Raw genomic sequence first — 15,176 nt, 5'->3', positions numbered from 1 at the left:
GTGGAAATCCGGATGCGGCCGGCCGGCGACCTGCCGGACAATCGCCCGGTGAACGTCGACCTGCCGGACTGGATGCGCAATCCGCCGCCACGCGCCGTGACCTGGCGTGACCGGGTCGGCGCTGGCGTGACGCGCCTGCCCGGGGTCGCCGCGCTGCGTCGATTCCGCTGGCGGTGGGAGCAGCGCGACCCGCTGCACCGGCGGTTCCCCGTACTGACCGCCGTGCTGGCCGTACCACTGGCCTTCGTCGCGGTCATGGCGCTGATCTCGCTCGCCTACTGGCTCTACCTCAGCGCCTAGTCAGTGGCCGGGCAGCAGTGCGTGCTTGAGCTGGCTGGCCAGCCAGTCCCGGAACACCTGCTCGTCCCAGCCGCAGTGCAGCACCAGGCTGTCGTAGTGGGCCGGGTCGTTGAAGTGCCAGACGACGTCGGTGGCCCGCTGCACGTCGACACCGTCGCGTAACGGCCCCAGCTCGGCCAGCCGGACGGCGACCGTACCGGCACCGATGCGGCGGTTGCGCAGCAACGTCTCCCACACCTCGCCCGCTTCGGGAGCGTCGTCGGTGGCGCGGCGCACCGTCTCGAACATCCGGGCCGCGCGGCCGCCGATCAGCCGGCACACCTCCGCGTACGCGTCGAGCACCGCCGGCTGGGTCGTCGCCACCCGGACCGGCCGGTACCAGGGGCGGTCCGCCACGGCGACGGGCTCGTCGTCACCGGCGAGCGCCTCGTCGAGGACCTGCCGCAGCAGCGCCGGTTTGGAGCCGAACGCGGCGAAGACGGTCGGCCGGGCGACGCCGGCCACGGCGGCCACGTCCGCCAGCGAGGTCGCCGCGTAGCCGCGCTCGGTGAAGAGGTCACGGGCCGCCGCGACGACCGCCCGACGGGTACGCCGGGCGCTCTCCTCGCGCACCGCCGACCGGTAGCGGCGGGCGGGCCTGCTCTCCTTCGCCTCAGCCATAGCCAGCAGATACTACCAACGGATTCACTAGACGACGTCTCTCGACAATACTGGCGTCTAATGAATATGATGCTAGACCAGCGACACCGCCGCGCCACCCGCCACTGCGGGCACCGCCGTCCCGTCGCAGGACGACGCCGACGCCCGACCCGACCTGAACCCGCCGCTGCCGGAGGCACCACGATGGACACCGACCCGCCCGTCACCGCACGCCGGCACACCCGGCGACACCGCCGGTCAGCCCGGCGACACCGCTGGCCGCTGGCGATCGCGGCCGTACTGCTGATCCCCGCGACCGCCGCCTGCGGCGGCACCGACCCGGCGACGCCGCCCGCCGACGGGCAACCGCCGGCAGCCGGCGCGGAGCCCGACGACGTACCGCCGATCGACGCCTGCACGCTGCTGGCCACCGACGAGATCACCCCGCTCATCGGCGACCACGACGGCGGCGTACCGTCCGGCGGCCCCGCCGGCAGCGCCTGCACCTGGGAGAACCCGGACACCTACCACTCGGTCACCGTGAGCATCGGCGACTGGGGCACCGCCGTCGACGGCCAACTGCCCGAATCGCCGTACGGCGAGACCGAACCCGGCCCGGACGGCATCCGGTTCGCCGCCGGTGGCATCGCCGAGTTCGCCGTCGCGGACCGGGCCAGCGAAATCCAGATCACCGCCCGCGACCTCGACCGGGACACCGTGGTCGACCTGATCGGGCTGATCCGCAGCCGGGCCACCGCGCCGACCGGCCAGGCCGCCGGCGAATCGGGCCAATCCACCGACGGATCCGGCCAGGACACCGACGGGTCCGGCCAGGATACCGACGGGTCCGGCGACGACGGCGCGACCGCCGGCGCATCGGCCGATGTCGACCCCTGTGCGCTGCTGACCAAGCAGGAGGCGGAACAGTTGGCGGGCACCGCCCTCAACGACCCGCTACCGGTCAAGGCGACCTGCACCTTCACCGGGCCGACCTCCGGCCCGCTCGCCCAGGTCGAGATCTTCGTCGGCCCGGGAGCGAAGAAGATCCTCGACATCAACCGCGAGCTGGGGCACGAGTTCCGCGAGCTGTCCGGCATCGGCGACGAGGCGTACGCCGAGGACGACGCCGCCTACCTGCAGAAGTCCGGCCAGTGGGTGTGCCTGCGGCTGGTGCTGCTCAACGACCCCGCCGAGAACCGCCAACGGCTGGAGGACGCCGCCCGGCTCATCGCCGGTCGACTCTGACCTGCCGTTCATCGCAGAAAGTGGTGCCGGCCATGCGGATCCGCGTCGACGACCACCGGCGGCTGCTCGCCGTCACCACCGTCGCCCTGCTCACCGTCACCGGCTGCGCGCGCGGCGGCCCGGCCACCGATCCGGCCGGCGGTGCGGCCGGCGACCCGGCGGCACCGACCGGGCCGCCGGTGAGCGCGCAGGCGCAACAGCGGTACGGTGCCGCGCCGACGCCGCACCCCGACGTCACCTACCAGCCGGACGTGGTGATCGTCGGCGGCGGGGCGGACTCCATCCGCTCAGTCGCCGCCGACACCTTCACCTGGCGGATAGACCCGGCGGCGGCGAACGCCGACCAACTGACCCCAGGCAAGGTCATGTTCCTCACCGGCCGGGCCGTCGGCCGGGTGATCGACGTACGGCCCGAAGGGGAGGACCTGGCGGTCGCGATCGGCCCGGTGGACATCACCGACGTGATCCGCGACGGCACCTTCACCAGCGCGGAGCCGGTCCCGCTGTCGGCTGCGGTCGCGTACCCGGACGCGGCGGCCAGTTGGGCGGAGACCGGCGGGACCGGCGGCGACAGCGGCGGGACCGGCGGCGGGCTGGTGGTGCCGGCGGCCAACCAGCGTCCTCAGCTGACTCCGAAGCCGATCTGCTGCGCCAACGGCGTCGGCGCGGAATTCACCTACGGCTCGACCGGCGTCCGGCTGGTGGGTCTGGTCCTGCTCAAGATGACCGCCCCGACCGCCGCCTTCCACCTGGAGATCCGGGGCGCCCAGGTGATCCGGGCCGAGTTCGAGATCAACGGGGCGGCGGCGCTGCGGGTCGAGATCAACGCGACGACGTCGACCGGTCAGAACATCGACCCACGCATCCCGATCCCGGTCGACTTCAGCGTCCCGATCGGCGAGGTGCTCGGCGTACCGTTCGCGGCCACGGTGACCCAGGTCATCGGGGTGCACACGGCGTTCGGTGCCAAGGACGGCAACATCTCCGCCGTCGGCGAATGGTCGCTGAACCAGTCGATGTCCTTCGGCTACGCCAACGGCTCCTTCGGGGTCCGCGCGCCAACCTCGATCAGCGTCGACCAGAGCCTGATCGACTCGATCACCGGCATCTCGGTCGGCGTCAACGGCGTCTGGCTCGACTACCACGCCAAGTTCCACGTCGGGCTCGGCGCGCTCGGCTTCATCGCCGGGCTCTACTTCCAGCTGACCCTCACCCTCGGAATGACCATCGGCTCCGCGCTCGGCGCGCCGATCGTGGTGTGCCGCAGCGCCCAGCTCGGCCTCTGGGCGTCGTACGGCGTCGGCTTCACCATCCCGGCCGGCCTGGTCACGGTGATCAACACATTCCTGCAATTGTTCAACGCCAAGCCGGTCCCCAAGGAGGGTGGCGTCGGCGACAGCAAGCTCCTCTACGACAAACCTGTCGTCTATCCGGACAAGCCGATCTGCCGAAATTGATACGCTGGGGCTGTGTCGGCCACCGTGGATCCACCGTCGCCGCGTACCGATCCGCCCACGCCCCGGCAAAAGATCAACTGGGTCGAGCGCCTCGTTCAGGCAGCGGCTTTGGCCGGGTCGATCGCCGGTGTCGCGTCCTTCTTCACCGAGCATCCCACGGCTGGGCTGCGGCTCATCGCGGGCAGCCTGCTCGTCGGCGGGGTCGCGCTCGCCTTCAGATGGCGTACGGCCGACAACCGTCTCCTCGGCTTCCACAGCGCGCTGGCGCTGGCGCTGATCGGTGCGGGCAGCCTCGGGTGGTCGTTGCGGCCGGTCGCGGCACCGGAGGCCAGCGCGCCGGCCCCGAACCCGACCGTGAGCAGTTCCTCGGGTTCCTCGGGTTCCTCGGGTTCCTCGGGTTCATCGGGTCCGTCGCGAACCGCTGGCGGCCAGGCTCCCGCGCCGGGCGACACGTCGGTGACGGTGCACCGGGCTGAAACTGTCATCCCGCTCTCCGCGACATCGGAGATCGACCTCGACTCACTTGCTCCGGACTGGGACGTCACGGGCTACGACGAGACGGGCCGGGCCGATCTTCGGTTCAGCGTCATCGGCCTGCAGCCGATAAACAATGCCGAGCTGAGGGAAGCCACAGGTGACGGCCCGGAGCTTTGCCAGCAGGCGACGGCGCACTACGAGCTGACGCTCAACGAGGACCTGCCCGAAACCCGGTACGCCTGCGCGATCACCAACGAGGACCGTTTCGCCTCGGTGCGGTTCAACCGCGAAGACGTCCGGATCGGATACACCGTCTTCAGCTGGATCAACCTGACGATCACGGTCTACAACCGCTCCGCCTGACCACCGTCCGACCCGGCCGGGTCGGCGGACCCGCCGGGCCGTCGGACCCTCCGACCCGGCGGACCCGGTCGCTACTCGCAGGCGACGCCGTCGCCGTCGCGGTCCAGGTCGTAGACGTCCGGTCCGACGACCCGCACCGGCCCGCTGACGTACGCCGGACCGTTGCCGCTGCCGCCGGCGCAGTCGACGTCGCTGGCGATCGGCACACACGCGCCCGTGTAGCTGCTGTGGCACTGCTGGGTGACCTTCGTGCCGACCAGCACGACCTTGGTGACCGGCTGCTTGGTCACCTGCTCGCTGATCAGCCGTTTGCCGGTCTGCACGCCGTCGGTCAGGGTCACCTCGTAGGTCAGCGTCCGCACCCCGGCGACCCCGTTGGTCTTGACCTTGGTGGTGCCTTTGGCCAGGCTCGGGTCGTCGACCCGCTTCTCCTGGAACGGGATCTGCTCGGTCTCGGTGACCGTCCTGGTCTCCACCTTCGGGCGTGGTGGTGCCGGCGGCGGCGTGGGTGACGCCGAGGCGCTGGGCGTCGGTGCGACGCTCGGCGACGCGCTCGGCGTCGGCGAGGCGCTGGCGCTGGGCGAGCTGGCTCCCGGTACCCCGGCGACGGAGCCGGACGATCCGGACCCGTTGCCGGTACGCCCGGTCAGCCCGGCAGCGTCGACCGTGTCGGTGTCCGACTGCTCGGGGGCGAACGCGCCGATCACTGCGAGCCCACCGCAGCAGAACAGGACGAACGTCAGCAGTACGCCGCCGAGGATCCCGGCGACCTTCCGGCCGGGGCTCAGGCCAGGGCCGGTCTGGCCGGGGCGCAGGCCGGGACCGGCGGCGGCCGGGCCGGGGGCAGGGTGCGGATACGGACTGTTCGAGTACGGGTTCTGCGGCTACGGGTTATGCGGCGCATTGATCACCGCCGAAGTTTCCCGGCCAACATCGATGCTGTGCGGTGGCCAATGAGTGACACTTAGTGGCATCTACGTCGGCAAACGTCTGACGATCATCCTGTGTCGGCTACCAAACTAATCAGTCCAGCTCGGACCAGCTGACACCGGCAGCAGCCGGTCGGCCGCGGCCGACCGGACCGGCGGACCACCGGCGCCGGCCTGGCGCCACAAGCAGCACTGGCACACGGCCCACAAGGGTAAATGGCAACTTCCTACACAAACATTGACGCACCTACATTGATGTGTGAAACTAGGAACTCCACATCGCTCCGACAGCAGGGATCACAAGATGGAGCACCGCCAAGGCATCGAACATGGAATTTTCCGACGCATCGCCGCATCGTCAACCGCCTTCGTCATGTGCTTCTCAGTTTCTCTAGTCGGGAAACCCGCCCACGCCGATACACCTAGCCCAAATTTGCACAACGACAAAGTCCAAGAGTTCGTAAGCCGCATCGAAGGACGCTGGGGAATAACTGTCAGTCCAGCCGATTACGAAGTCGCCACCATCGAAGGAATAACGGTAATCAGACCTAAGGATGCACGTCTGCAGGCACAGGAGACCCAAGACAACAACGGGGATACTAAATTCCTGATGTCAACGACCGCAGACACCCCTCCCGCACCCGCGTCGGGTGGATCGATGGCAGATTCGCAGACAGACTGGCGTCAGCCGACCTGCTGGGCAAGGCTGGAAAATTTCTGGGCATGGATGGACATGTGTAGCCAATGGGGATTGATGACCTATGCGGGCGAGACCCGCCGAAATTATGCGTACAAGATGTATGCATCGTGCGGCATAACAGATATAGACAGATACCGCGAGCTCACCTCCTGCTATGTTGACACCGAGCAGGCCCCCAACACATCGCCGGCGTGGGTGTGGAACGATTGGAGCCCGAGGTCAACAATCAATCTTGGCAACTGCAGCGACTACACCTTGGCAGTCAGCTACGCAGGCTTTGGCGCTGAACACACCGTGCATACATGCGAGGAGCTCAACCCGGAAAAGGGGGAAGCAGGCGCCGACTTCCGTACGACCTGGAACGGCGACGCATACAACAACGAAGTGCGTGAAGTCGCATTGCTCATCGCAATCGGGCATGATCCGGCCTTCGCCGCCCCACAGCTTCATCTCCGATGGGGATTCGTAACCTCGGAATGCAACCCTATTGGCGGAATTCTTGACCCTTGCGGCTAGAATCGAGTGATGATGTTCAGCAGGAGAGGGATTGCCAAGCCTGGGGCGCTATCAGCTGCTGCCGTCGGGCTGCTGGGGATCTTCATCGCCACGGCTGTCACGGTCATGGACTGGGCTCTGGACGAGCCGAGCCGGCACATTGAACGCACCCAGGCAGAGGATCTACTTTCACGAGCTGCGGTACTGGCGCAGGCCGGCAACTCAACCGGCTTGTGTCAGACTGTCGCCGCCACGTCCGCGACTTGCAGGTCCTTGCTCGACTACACGGAGTCGAAAGGCTGGGAAGCTGGTGCCGATCCCCCACGTGTGGTCGGCACTCGACGTTACCCGAAGACCAGTCACACTTCAGAAACCCTGGTGCTTCGGGTCGCCGGAGTCAGGGCTGACGGCAGCCACTACGAGTCAGACTTCCCAGTCATTCGTACCCCCGACGGTGAGATCCGCAGCACCGCGCCCGTATACTGGTCCGGCGTAGTCTTCGATGAATCTCAAATTGAATGCAACCAAGCAGACGGCGACGCCTGCGCACAGGACATCATATCTCCTCCGTAAGACTTTCTTACGCCTTTCGGATCGCTATCGAAGGAGGAGGACGTGCAGGTAGACCCGCCCACGTCGCCGAACTAATCCACCCGACTCGTGCCGGGAATGGAAGCGCAAGCGACGTCGCTGACGGCGCACAGGACAGCCGGATACGGCGTCAGGGTCATTTCAGCCGGCAGTACTTCAGGCGGTACCCTGATCACCAGGTGATCGGCATGCTTTGGCTGGCCACTGGTAGCTTCGGTCGCCGGCCGGCCGTCGCAACTGCCTCACCAGTTCACGCATCTTCGCAATCCCCCCTCACGGATATTTCGGTCGTCGCAGCCGGCCCCGGCTCGCGCCGCCACTGGCCGGCCTTGTCGGCCAGGATCGCCACCGCGCCGGCCGTACTGTGCTCGGCCACCAGCTCGGCCCAGGTGAACCTGATCGTCACGACGTCGTCGTCGCGGATCGGGCCGACCCAGCGGTCGTCACACATGCCGGTCATCAACACCCCCGGTGGTCGAGCGGCAGCGTGGTCCGGCCACACACCGGGCACCACCTGGACTTCACCTTGAACGACCACAGCCCGGCGCAGTAACCGAGCAGCGTCGTCCCGATCAGCGCTCCGATACTCCACATCGACGTACTCCTTCCTGAAGGAAGACGAATCCCCGTGGTCACGTGCCATCAGTCGTCGAGCGCCACCGGCTCGCCGCCGTTGGCCTCCCAGCGGGCCAGGATCTCGGCGAGAATCCGCCGGGCACCGACCTCACCGTGCTCGGCCTTCAAGTCTTCGAAGCTCCACCGCAACGTGAGCACCATGTCGGCCGCTTCGTCGGTCACGCACTCGCGGGTGAGGTCGGCGTCGTCGTCGGTGCTCGGCTCCGACTCGCCCTCGCCGTCGTCGTCGTCGACCAAGATCACAAACCCGCTGGTACGCGGTAGCCGACCATCTGGCCGTAGGTCATCAGCGGACGCAGGGTCGGAGTGAGCATCGTCGGCTCCGACGACCACCGGTGCCCCCGGTTGCCGTCCAACCGCCGTTGCCGGGCCGCCGCCCGTTCCTGGTCGAGCCGGGCCAGCCGCTTCGACGCCGCAGACCGCCCGTCGCGCCACTCCCGCCACCGCACCACCAGCTCACGAACGAATTCGACGATCACCACTCACTCCTTTTCAAGATCGTTTACGGCACCACGCACTCGACCATGCCAATCGGCGTCACACCGCTGAGTGTCTCGTCCGAACAGCATCCATGACCGTCCACAGGCAACCTTGCAAGTGTCAACGTTCACGGGTAACCGGTGCCTACGTTCAGCTCGTGAGACTCGTCGCGCTATCCGATGTCGCCGAAATGCTCGGTGGTGTGTCCCGCACCCGCGCCACCGAGATCACCAACCGGTCGAGCTTCCCGGCACCATTCGCGCTCGTCGCCTCCGGTCGGGTACGGATCTGGGACCGCGACGAGGTCGCCGAGTGGATCCGCACCCACCGCCCGACCCAGCAAGAAGACTGACGGGCATCACCGTTCACGAAGTATCTCGACGACCATCGCCCTCTCGCTTGCCGGCGGGCTTGCGCTGTCCTGACTAGATGGTCACCCACCGACGACGCGCGGTGAACGCATCAGGCGTACGGCTTCTCTGCTCGTTCGGACGGCAACTGGTACGCGACGTACGACTTCGCTCGGCGCTCGTACGCACAACTCTGGCGGACGCTCAGGAACCATCCCTGGCAGAAGCCGCAGATCATCGCCACCGCGATCGTGGCAGGATCAGCTGCGTGTCTGGAATGGCTCACAGCGTCGACAGACGACGCCACGCCTGACAAATGAAGGCGGAGATTCGAGCAGTCGACCGCGTACCGCCGCTCTGGCCCCGACCGAGACGTCCGGTCGATGGCGGGGACGGCTCACTCCGGGAGATAGGTCACCGGCAGGTCGTCGCCGTACCGCGACTCGCCGGTCAGGATCGGAGCCCGGTGCTCCAGGCAGGCCATGACGGTGGAGGCAAGGTCCACCCGCCCGGTGACGCCCCGCCAGTAGGACAGCTCCTGCCAGGTCCAGCCCGTGGTGTCCAGGACAGCGCAGGCGGCCAGATTCAACAGCCGGTGCAGCAACTGGCGGTCCTTGCTGTCGCCCACCATCGCCAGGGTCTCGGCCACACTGACGGCGGTGACACCGAACCGCACCCGGTCCTGGGTGACCTCGTAGATCGGCTCCGCGACGTGCACCGACCCGGACACGTAGGCGAGCAGCGCCGACCGGTCCAGCACCAAACGGACCGGTCGTTCGTCGTCGCCGGTCACGCGGCCGGTGCCTGCCCGGCCGGGGACTCTTCGTCACGCAGGTGTTGGCGCACCCGGTCCCGGACCACGTCGTACCGCTCGGCCGGCCACTGCATGTCGACGGTGGCGCGGCGAGCTCGCGCAGCCGCCAGCCCGGCCTCGGTGACTTCGATGCCGGACTCAGCCAGCTCGGCCCGGAGGGCATCCAGGCGCATCCGCCCCCGCACCGCCTCGGTGACGTAGGCGGACGCGTTCGGCTGCTCGGCCAACGTGTCCGCGACGTCCTGCGGTACGGAGATCGACAGCTTCTTCATGCCGTTGATGCTACCCGGCAGCACAACTGGTAGTACCGAGCCCGTGAGCTGGGCCGTCACGCTGCCAGGCGGTCCTTCGCGGTGAGTCGGCGAGTCGCCAGCAGCGTCGCGACGGCGATCGAGGAGTAGACGGCGGCGGTCAGAACCGCCAGTTGGCCCCACGGAATGCTGAGGACGAAGCCGGGAATCCGCCAAGCTGCCAGCAGCACGGCCGGGAACCCGATGAGCAGCCCGACCCCGGTCGCCACGACGGTCAGCACCACGTGTTGACGGACCAGGACCGCCCTCGCCCAGCGGGGCGGCACTCCGAGCGCGACAAGGTGCCCGAGGTGCTGCCGCAGGATGCGAATCTGCGTCTGCGTCGTCGTCAGAGTCAGGGCCAGCGCCAGGATCACCACGCCGACGGCGGTGATGTTGAGCGCCACCGGTGGGATGGGCGTGGGCGGCGTACGGTAGATCTTTGCGATGCGTGGGTCCAGGCCGGCAGCGTTCACCGCAGCCTGCGCCGCCTCGGCGTCCGCCTGGCTGACGCCGGTGTAGATCACCGCGCCTGCGGTGACAGGCAGGTCATGCTCCCGGGCGGTATCCGTCAGCACGAGGCCCGTGGTGCCGACGTTCCACCCCGCCGGCTCGACCTCGAACGCCGCTGCGGGGATCGTGGCCAGCACCGCGCCGACGCCCTCGGCTGCGGCAAGGCGAAGATCCACGGCATCACCGATCGGGGTACGGGCATCCCAGAACAGGACTCCTCCACGTGCCAGTAGCGCGCGTCGCTGCTCAGCGAGTCTCGTCCCGAGGAGCCGGTCTGCGGCGGCGACCGAGTCCACGGCCAGCAACAGACCCCAGGCATCGTCCGCGACGACGTGGGTCTCCCCTACGGCATCGGCGTCGGTGAGGTAGTGGACGGACACCGGTGTCTGATCCCGCAACGCCGGCACGGTCCGTGCCGCGTCCAACGCGACCTGCGGTGCCGGTTGCACATCCGTGGCGATGTCGGCGATCTTCACCTGGCCGGGCAACACATCCGGATACACCTGCGCACCGGCGGTACGGATCATCGTGTCCAGGAGCGACACGAACCCGGTCGACAACCCCAGCAGCACCGCGATGGCCGCGATGAAGGCGGTTGCCCGACGGGTGTCCGTCAGGAGCTGCCGCTTGCTGAGCCGCGCACGCAGGTTCGCCTCGGGCAGCCGGCGGAAGACGGCGGGGATCAGATCCGGCAGCATCAGCAGCACCGCGGCCGCCAGCAGCCCGGCGACGTGCATCGCTTTCGCCGGCGAATCGAGGCCGGGAAGGCGCACCAGCGCCACCCCGACCGCAAGCGCCGCCAGCAGGTGTCGAGCATTGCGCAGCAGACCGTCCCGTGGCGTTCGCGGCTGCTGCCCGAGGGCGCGGCCGGGCACCCCTGCCGTGTCGACCCGGTTGGCCCTGGCCTGCCCGAACAGCAGGGTGCCGGCAACGCAGCCGAGGAGGACCACAGCGATGCCCTGGGCGAGCGGTCCGATGGTGTAGGGCACCGGTCCAACTGGTTGTCCGAGTGTCCGGGCCAGGAGCCGGGCAGCCAGTACGCCAAGCGCCAACCCGACCACATGTCCGATGACCATTGCGGCCAGACACCACAGGCTCTGCGCCAGGCTGGCACCACCGACCGCGATCCGGTGAGCGACACCGACCGAGGTCATCCTGCGCACGGACAGCACGATCTGCCGCCTGGTCAGGGCGAACGCGGCCAGCGTCGCCAGTAGTGGCAGTGCCAACGACGGAATCGTGTAGCCGGCCGGTGACCGGTCGATCCAGGTAGGACGTGCCTGGGACACGATTGCTTCACGGCTGACGTACGTCCGTTCCACCTGGTCGGCGAGATCCGCCGCTGCGGTGTCGCCCGATGCTCCCCGTAGTGTCTGTGCGATGGCAGCCACCGTCGCGGGCACCTCGGCACCGTCCCAGTAGACGACTGGCTGGGCGCGCAGCAGTGAGTTGACCGCAGCAAGCTCAGGGTCCATGGCAGCCCAGGTGCCGGGTCCGGCAAAGACCTCCATGTTCCCCGAGAAGAGGTCGTCGACGCTGCCGACAACGGTGAATTCGACGCGACCGCCGTACAGGCTGAGGTGCTCCGGTATCGAACCTGTCGCCGTATCGGGGTTGACGACGACAATCTCGTTCGCCCGCTTCGGCCAACGCCCGGAGAGCGTACGGTAGTTCCCCGGGAACGGGTCCTGCGCCCAGTCCATCTCGACGAATCTGATCGAACCATGGGCCAGCGCCGGAATTGCCAGGTCGGTGCAGACCAGAGCGACGTTGGACTGCCCGCCCTGCCCATCAGGCAGTGCAGCGCTCAGCGAATCCCGGATCCTGCTACCCGGCGGCAGGTCGACTACGCCGAATCCCGCATAGGCACCGTAACGGCCCATGTCCCGTTGAGCGACCTGCTCCGCGCTCACCGACTGACCGACCAGCGCGACGTACAGGCCGGTCACCAGCACTGCGGCTACGAACACCGGGACGGCGCTGACCCGCATCCGCCCGGATCGCGCGAACCTGCGCGCGAAGGTGACGACAAGTCGTCCGGGTCCAGCCAACCGGCCACTCACGGCGCACCACGCAGCGACCCGTCCACCATCTCGTAAACGGCGTCGGCGTATCTGCGACAGAGCGGATCATGCGAACTGACGACAGCCAACGCGCCGGCCGAGCAGAGCTCGCTGATCAGCTCGAACAGGTCACTTGACGCCCTGCTGTCCAGCGAGCCGGTTGGCTCGTCCGCCACGAGGATGCGTCGGCCGCCAGCGAGCGCGCGGGCGATCCCGACCCGCTGTCGTTGCCCGCCGCTGAGCTGCCCCGGCCAACGTCTGCCGAGATCCGCCAGGCCAACTCGCGTCAACAGGCGATCGGCCTGCGCCAGAGCGTCGGCCGTGGCCGTTCCACTGGCCTCCAGCGGGAGGGCGACGTTCTCGGCCGCCGTGAACTCCTCGACAAGGGCGTGGTCCTGAAAAACCACCCCCACGGTACGCAGTCGGAGATTCGCCCGCGCGGCCTCATCCATCCGTCCGACGTCGACGCCGTCAACCTGGATCTCGCCTTCATCGGCGAGATCCAGGCCGACGATCAGATTGAGAAGCGTGGACTTTCCAGAGCCGCTGGGGCCGTGGATGCAGATGAACTCGCCGGCGGTTGCCGCCAGGCTCACACCTCGGACGGCTCGGACCTCCTCGGCTGCCGACGTGTACGACTTGCTGACATCGCGCAGCTCCAATAGAGGCATGTCACCACTCACCGGCTCCGGCAGATCACGGCTTTGTCCTGCTGCCAGGTCACGCTACAACGAGGCTGCCGCAGTTCCCTACATCGATGAGCCGGATTCGCCAGGAATCATTACGTCCGAACCCTCGACCGTCGATCTCGGCCGCAGGCGGGCCCGATCAGGCCGGGACGGGCAACGCGCCGAGGGCGCGGCCGGCGTCCCGGGCGGCCTGCAGCGCGCCGGAGTGCAGCTGCGCGGCCACGTCGGTGAAGGAGTCCAGCGCGGGGTTGACCCCGACGAGGGTGAACTCGCGTTCGACCACGGTGAGGTCGGCGCCCCAGCAGTCGGCGATGATCCGCCGCAGGTACGGGGTGGAGTGGTCCCAACCCTCACGCGGGGTGCCGGTGCCGTACGCGCCGCCCCGGACGGTGGCGAGCACGACCGGCTTTCCGGCGAGGAACGGGACTCCGGTCGCCCGTGGATCGGCCAGGACGACATCCAGGTACGTCTTGAAGTGCTGGGAGACGCCGTAGTTGTAGAGCGGTACGGCGAGCAGGATCGCGTCGGCGGCGATCAGTTCGTCCACGAGTGTCGCGGCGAGGGCGACGGCGTCGCGCTGCTCGGCGGTCCGCTCCTCGGCCGGGGTCATGCCGGCGGTCACCGCAGCTGCCCAGACGGTGGACGGCAGGGTGTCGACGCCGACGTGGCGGGTCACCACCGGGTCGCCGGGGTGGGCGGTGCGCCACTCCTGCTCGACGATGTCGGCGATCTCGCGGCTCGCGGAGCCGTGCGTACGGATGCTGGCGTCCAGCCGGAACAGGGTCACCACTACTCCAGGTTTTCGTAGGTTCAAGCTTGAAGCCCAACGGTAGACGCTGCCGGTTCAAGCTTGAACCTTTTGAGAGATCGGTCACTTCAACGGTGAAGCGGCAGACGTACGCTTGCCACGTGCCGGACGAACCCCGATGGCTGACCGACCGCGAACGCGAAGCGTGGTTGGCCCTGGCCAAGCTCATGTTCAATCTGCCCAGCGCGCTCGACGCCCAGCTGCTGCGGGACAACAACCTGACGCTGTTCGACTACTTCGCGCTCAGCGTCCTGTCCATGACGCCCGGCCGTACCATGCGCCTCAGCGACCTCGCCGGTCACCTCTCCAGCTCGCTGTCGCGGCTGTCGAACGTCGTCACCCGCCTCGAGCGACGCGGTCTGCTGCGCCGCGAACCCGACGCCGACAACCCCCGCTACACCACCGCCGTCCTGACCGATGCCGGCTGGGACCTGGTCGTCGCCGCCGCCCCCGGCCACGTCGCCGCCGTCCGCCGGTACGTCATCGACGGCCTCACCGACCACCAGATCGACGTACTTCGCGAGATCGCCTGCCACGTCACCCGCAACCTCGCCGTGGACTAGTCCCGGCCGACGAAGCGGAACAGCGTCCCGTCGAGGCGCAGACGCAACGCCGCAGGCACCCCGGCGAAGCGGTGCACGCCGACCCCGTACCCCTCGGATTTGTCGGAAAGCCAGACCTGGACGAAGCCGGCGGCGGCGAACCACTCCAGGATGCGCGGCACCAGGTCCGGCTCGCGACGGTGCCGGGTCCAGACCACCGTGCCGCCGGCAGCGGTCAGCTGCGGCGCGGCCGCGACCACCCGGGCGACATCGACGTCGGCGATGTTGCCGAACACCCCGCAGAGCAGGACCAGATCGGCGGGTACGGCACCCGCGTAGTGGGCGGATCGGGCCGCGTCCCCGGTGACCACCTCAAGGTCGACGCCGATCGCGGCAGCCCGGCGGCGGGCCCGGTCGGCAAGCTGCGGGTCCAGCTCGACGAGCCGGCCGCGCACGTCCGTCCGGCGCGGATGCCCATCCAGTACGCCGAGCACGTCCCGACCCTCGCCGGCGCACATGCTCACCACTCGGACCGGGCCCGGCGGGGCCGCGTCCAGCGTCTCCCGGATCCGGGCCTGCACCACCACCAACCGCCGGGACAGCGCGGAGTCTGGATCCGCGTACGCCTCGTGCCAGGCACTCCAGTCCCGCCGACTCATATCTGCCGACCTTAGCCAGGTCGGCACCAGCTGCCGCCGCTGATGCCCGAATCGGCTGACCCACGGGTCAATCCCCCACTCTGGAGCATCGCCATACCGCCTGCGCTACCACGACGGAGCAGCAGGCTGGATTGGC

The 15,176-nt window shown here is 68.5% G+C and carries 22 protein-coding genes; 9 read left to right on the top strand and 13 right to left on the bottom strand.

The window, feature by feature from the left end:
- The gene (locus O7623_RS21530) at positions 1–300 is read left to right on the top strand and encodes a hypothetical protein (protein ID WP_282224820.1); all 300 of its coding nucleotides are present in this window, start codon (positions 1–3) and stop codon (positions 298–300) included.
- On the opposite strand, the gene O7623_RS21525 is transcribed toward O7623_RS21530, so the two are convergent.
- Positions 301–960 carry a TetR family transcriptional regulator gene (locus O7623_RS21525; protein ID WP_282224819.1) on the bottom strand — a complete coding sequence of 220 codons (660 nt, stop codon included), beginning with the start codon at positions 958–960 and terminating at the stop codon, positions 301–303.
- A 183-nt stretch (positions 961–1,143) separates the two neighbouring features.
- Here O7623_RS21525 and O7623_RS21520 point away from each other — a divergent pair, with 183 nt between their 5' ends.
- Both O7623_RS21520 and O7623_RS21515 read left to right on the top strand, forming a co-directional pair.
- Positions 1,144–2,184, top strand: coding sequence for a hypothetical protein (locus O7623_RS21520; RefSeq protein ID WP_282224818.1), 1,041 nt, complete (start codon positions 1,144–1,146; stop codon positions 2,182–2,184).
- Between the two features lie 32 nt (positions 2,185–2,216).
- Entirely contained in the window at positions 2,217–3,641 is a 1,425-nt protein-coding gene (locus O7623_RS21515; protein ID WP_282224817.1) for a hypothetical protein, read from the top strand.
- 95 nt (positions 3,642–3,736) lie between these two features.
- Here the strand turns inward: O7623_RS21515 and O7623_RS21510 are convergent, their stop codons facing one another.
- Positions 3,737–4,126, bottom strand: coding sequence for a hypothetical protein (locus O7623_RS21510; RefSeq protein WP_282224816.1), 390 nt, complete (start codon positions 4,124–4,126; stop codon positions 3,737–3,739).
- On the opposite strand from O7623_RS21510, the gene O7623_RS21505 reads away from it, so the two are divergent.
- Positions 4,098–4,481, top strand: coding sequence for a hypothetical protein (locus tag O7623_RS21505; RefSeq protein WP_282224815.1), 384 nt, complete (start codon positions 4,098–4,100; stop codon positions 4,479–4,481). The genes O7623_RS21510 and O7623_RS21505 overlap by 29 nt on opposite strands.
- A 71-nt stretch (positions 4,482–4,552) precedes the next feature.
- On the opposite strand, the gene O7623_RS21500 is transcribed toward O7623_RS21505, so the two are convergent.
- The gene (locus O7623_RS21500) at positions 4,553–4,957 is read right to left on the bottom strand and encodes a G5 domain-containing protein (protein ID WP_282224814.1); all 405 of its coding nucleotides are present in this window, start codon (positions 4,955–4,957) and stop codon (positions 4,553–4,555) included.
- Between O7623_RS21500 and O7623_RS21495 the strand changes: the two genes are divergently transcribed.
- From O7623_RS21495 to O7623_RS21485, 3 genes are all read left to right on the top strand, one after another.
- Positions 4,938–5,438 (top strand): hypothetical protein, encoded by a 501-nt coding sequence (locus tag O7623_RS21495; RefSeq protein ID WP_282224813.1) that lies wholly within the window; start codon positions 4,938–4,940, stop codon positions 5,436–5,438. The genes O7623_RS21500 and O7623_RS21495 overlap by 20 nt on opposite strands.
- Before the next feature lie 276 nt (positions 5,439–5,714).
- Positions 5,715–6,626, top strand: coding sequence for a hypothetical protein (locus tag O7623_RS21490; protein ID WP_282224812.1), 912 nt, complete (start codon positions 5,715–5,717; stop codon positions 6,624–6,626).
- A gap of 9 nt (positions 6,627–6,635) precedes the next feature.
- Complete coding sequence (locus O7623_RS21485) at positions 6,636–7,178, top strand: hypothetical protein (protein WP_282224811.1); 543 nt, start codon at positions 6,636–6,638, stop codon at positions 7,176–7,178.
- 268 nt (positions 7,179–7,446) lie between these two features.
- Here O7623_RS21485 and O7623_RS21480 read toward each other — a convergent pair whose 3' ends face one another.
- From O7623_RS21480 to O7623_RS21465, 4 genes are read right to left on the bottom strand one after another with little or no spacing between them, the layout of a single operon-like run.
- The gene (locus O7623_RS21480) at positions 7,447–7,662 is read right to left on the bottom strand and encodes a hypothetical protein (protein ID WP_282224810.1); all 216 of its coding nucleotides are present in this window, start codon (positions 7,660–7,662) and stop codon (positions 7,447–7,449) included.
- Complete coding sequence (locus O7623_RS21475) at positions 7,656–7,790, bottom strand: hypothetical protein (protein WP_282224809.1); 135 nt, start codon at positions 7,788–7,790, stop codon at positions 7,656–7,658. Before O7623_RS21475 ends, O7623_RS21480 begins: the two co-directional genes overlap by 7 nt.
- Before the next feature lie 48 nt (positions 7,791–7,838).
- A complete protein-coding gene (locus tag O7623_RS21470) occupies positions 7,839–8,075 on the bottom strand; it encodes a hypothetical protein (RefSeq protein WP_282224808.1) in 237 nt (78 codons plus the stop codon).
- Positions 8,072–8,311 (bottom strand): hypothetical protein, encoded by a 240-nt coding sequence (locus O7623_RS21465; protein ID WP_282224807.1) that lies wholly within the window; start codon positions 8,309–8,311, stop codon positions 8,072–8,074. Before O7623_RS21465 ends, O7623_RS21470 begins: the two co-directional genes overlap by 4 nt.
- Positions 8,312–8,469: 158 nt before the next feature.
- Between O7623_RS21465 and O7623_RS21460 the strand changes: the two genes are divergently transcribed.
- On the top strand, positions 8,470–8,664 hold the full coding sequence (locus O7623_RS21460; RefSeq protein ID WP_282224806.1) for a hypothetical protein: 195 nt from the start codon (positions 8,470–8,472) through the stop codon (positions 8,662–8,664).
- A gap of 395 nt (positions 8,665–9,059) precedes the next feature.
- Here O7623_RS21460 and O7623_RS21455 read toward each other — a convergent pair whose 3' ends face one another.
- The 5 genes from O7623_RS21455 to O7623_RS21435 all read right to left on the bottom strand — a co-directional run bounded on the left by O7623_RS21455 (position 9,060) and on the right by O7623_RS21435 (position 13,818).
- The gene (locus tag O7623_RS21455) at positions 9,060–9,455 is read right to left on the bottom strand and encodes a hypothetical protein (RefSeq protein WP_282224805.1); all 396 of its coding nucleotides are present in this window, start codon (positions 9,453–9,455) and stop codon (positions 9,060–9,062) included.
- Positions 9,452–9,748 carry a hypothetical protein gene (locus O7623_RS21450; RefSeq protein ID WP_282224804.1) on the bottom strand — a complete coding sequence of 99 codons (297 nt, stop codon included), beginning with the start codon at positions 9,746–9,748 and terminating at the stop codon, positions 9,452–9,454. The genes O7623_RS21455 and O7623_RS21450 overlap by 4 nt, the downstream gene beginning before the upstream one ends.
- Positions 9,749–9,804: 56 nt before the next feature.
- Positions 9,805–12,249, bottom strand: a complete 2,445-nt coding sequence (locus tag O7623_RS21445; protein ID WP_282224803.1) for an FtsX-like permease family protein — start codon at positions 12,247–12,249, stop codon at positions 9,805–9,807.
- 89 nt (positions 12,250–12,338) lie between these two features.
- Positions 12,339–13,013, bottom strand: coding sequence for an ABC transporter ATP-binding protein (locus O7623_RS21440; protein ID WP_282224802.1), 675 nt, complete (start codon positions 13,011–13,013; stop codon positions 12,339–12,341).
- A gap of 157 nt (positions 13,014–13,170) precedes the next feature.
- Positions 13,171–13,818 carry an NAD(P)H-dependent oxidoreductase gene (locus tag O7623_RS21435; protein WP_282224801.1) on the bottom strand — a complete coding sequence of 216 codons (648 nt, stop codon included), beginning with the start codon at positions 13,816–13,818 and terminating at the stop codon, positions 13,171–13,173.
- A gap of 122 nt (positions 13,819–13,940) precedes the next feature.
- Here O7623_RS21435 and O7623_RS21430 point away from each other — a divergent pair, with 122 nt between their 5' ends.
- Positions 13,941–14,402: a MarR family transcriptional regulator gene (locus tag O7623_RS21430; protein ID WP_282224800.1), complete on the top strand. Its 462-nt coding sequence runs from the start codon at positions 13,941–13,943 to the stop codon at positions 14,400–14,402.
- Here the strand turns inward: O7623_RS21430 and O7623_RS21425 are convergent.
- Positions 14,399–15,040 carry an SAM-dependent methyltransferase gene (locus tag O7623_RS21425; RefSeq protein WP_282224799.1) on the bottom strand — a complete coding sequence of 214 codons (642 nt, stop codon included), beginning with the start codon at positions 15,038–15,040 and terminating at the stop codon, positions 14,399–14,401. The genes O7623_RS21430 and O7623_RS21425 overlap by 4 nt on opposite strands.
- Between the last annotated feature and the right edge of the window lie 136 nt (positions 15,041–15,176).

It is taken from the genome of Solwaraspora sp. WMMD791 (genome assembly GCF_029581195.1).
Taxonomy (GTDB): domain Bacteria; phylum Actinomycetota; class Actinomycetes; order Mycobacteriales; family Micromonosporaceae; genus Micromonospora_E.
The sequence above is the reverse complement of the archived record's forward strand: the minus strand, read 5'-3'. Positions and strand labels throughout refer to the sequence as shown.

Coding starts and splice junctions, on each gene's coding strand:
- O7623_RS21525 (WP_282224819.1), bottom strand. CDS start 960: ATGGCTGAGGCGAAGGAGAGCAGGCCCGCCCGCCGCTACCGGTCGGCG.
- O7623_RS21520 (WP_282224818.1), top strand. CDS start 1,144: ATGGACACCGACCCGCCCGTCACCGCACGCCGGCACACCCGGCGACAC.
- O7623_RS21515 (WP_282224817.1), top strand. CDS start 2,217: ATGCGGATCCGCGTCGACGACCACCGGCGGCTGCTCGCCGTCACCACC.
- O7623_RS21510 (WP_282224816.1), bottom strand. CDS start 4,126: ATGACAGTTTCAGCCCGGTGCACCGTCACCGACGTGTCGCCCGGCGCG.
- O7623_RS21490 (WP_282224812.1), top strand. CDS start 5,715: ATGGAGCACCGCCAAGGCATCGAACATGGAATTTTCCGACGCATCGCC.
- O7623_RS21485 (WP_282224811.1), top strand. CDS start 6,636: ATGATGTTCAGCAGGAGAGGGATTGCCAAGCCTGGGGCGCTATCAGCT.
- O7623_RS21475 (WP_282224809.1), bottom strand. CDS start 7,790: ATGTGGAGTATCGGAGCGCTGATCGGGACGACGCTGCTCGGTTACTGC.
- O7623_RS21450 (WP_282224804.1), bottom strand. CDS start 9,748: ATGAAGAAGCTGTCGATCTCCGTACCGCAGGACGTCGCGGACACGTTG.
- O7623_RS21440 (WP_282224802.1), bottom strand. CDS start 13,013: ATGCCTCTATTGGAGCTGCGCGATGTCAGCAAGTCGTACACGTCGGCA.
- O7623_RS21425 (WP_282224799.1), bottom strand. CDS start 15,040: ATGAGTCGGCGGGACTGGAGTGCCTGGCACGAGGCGTACGCGGATCCA.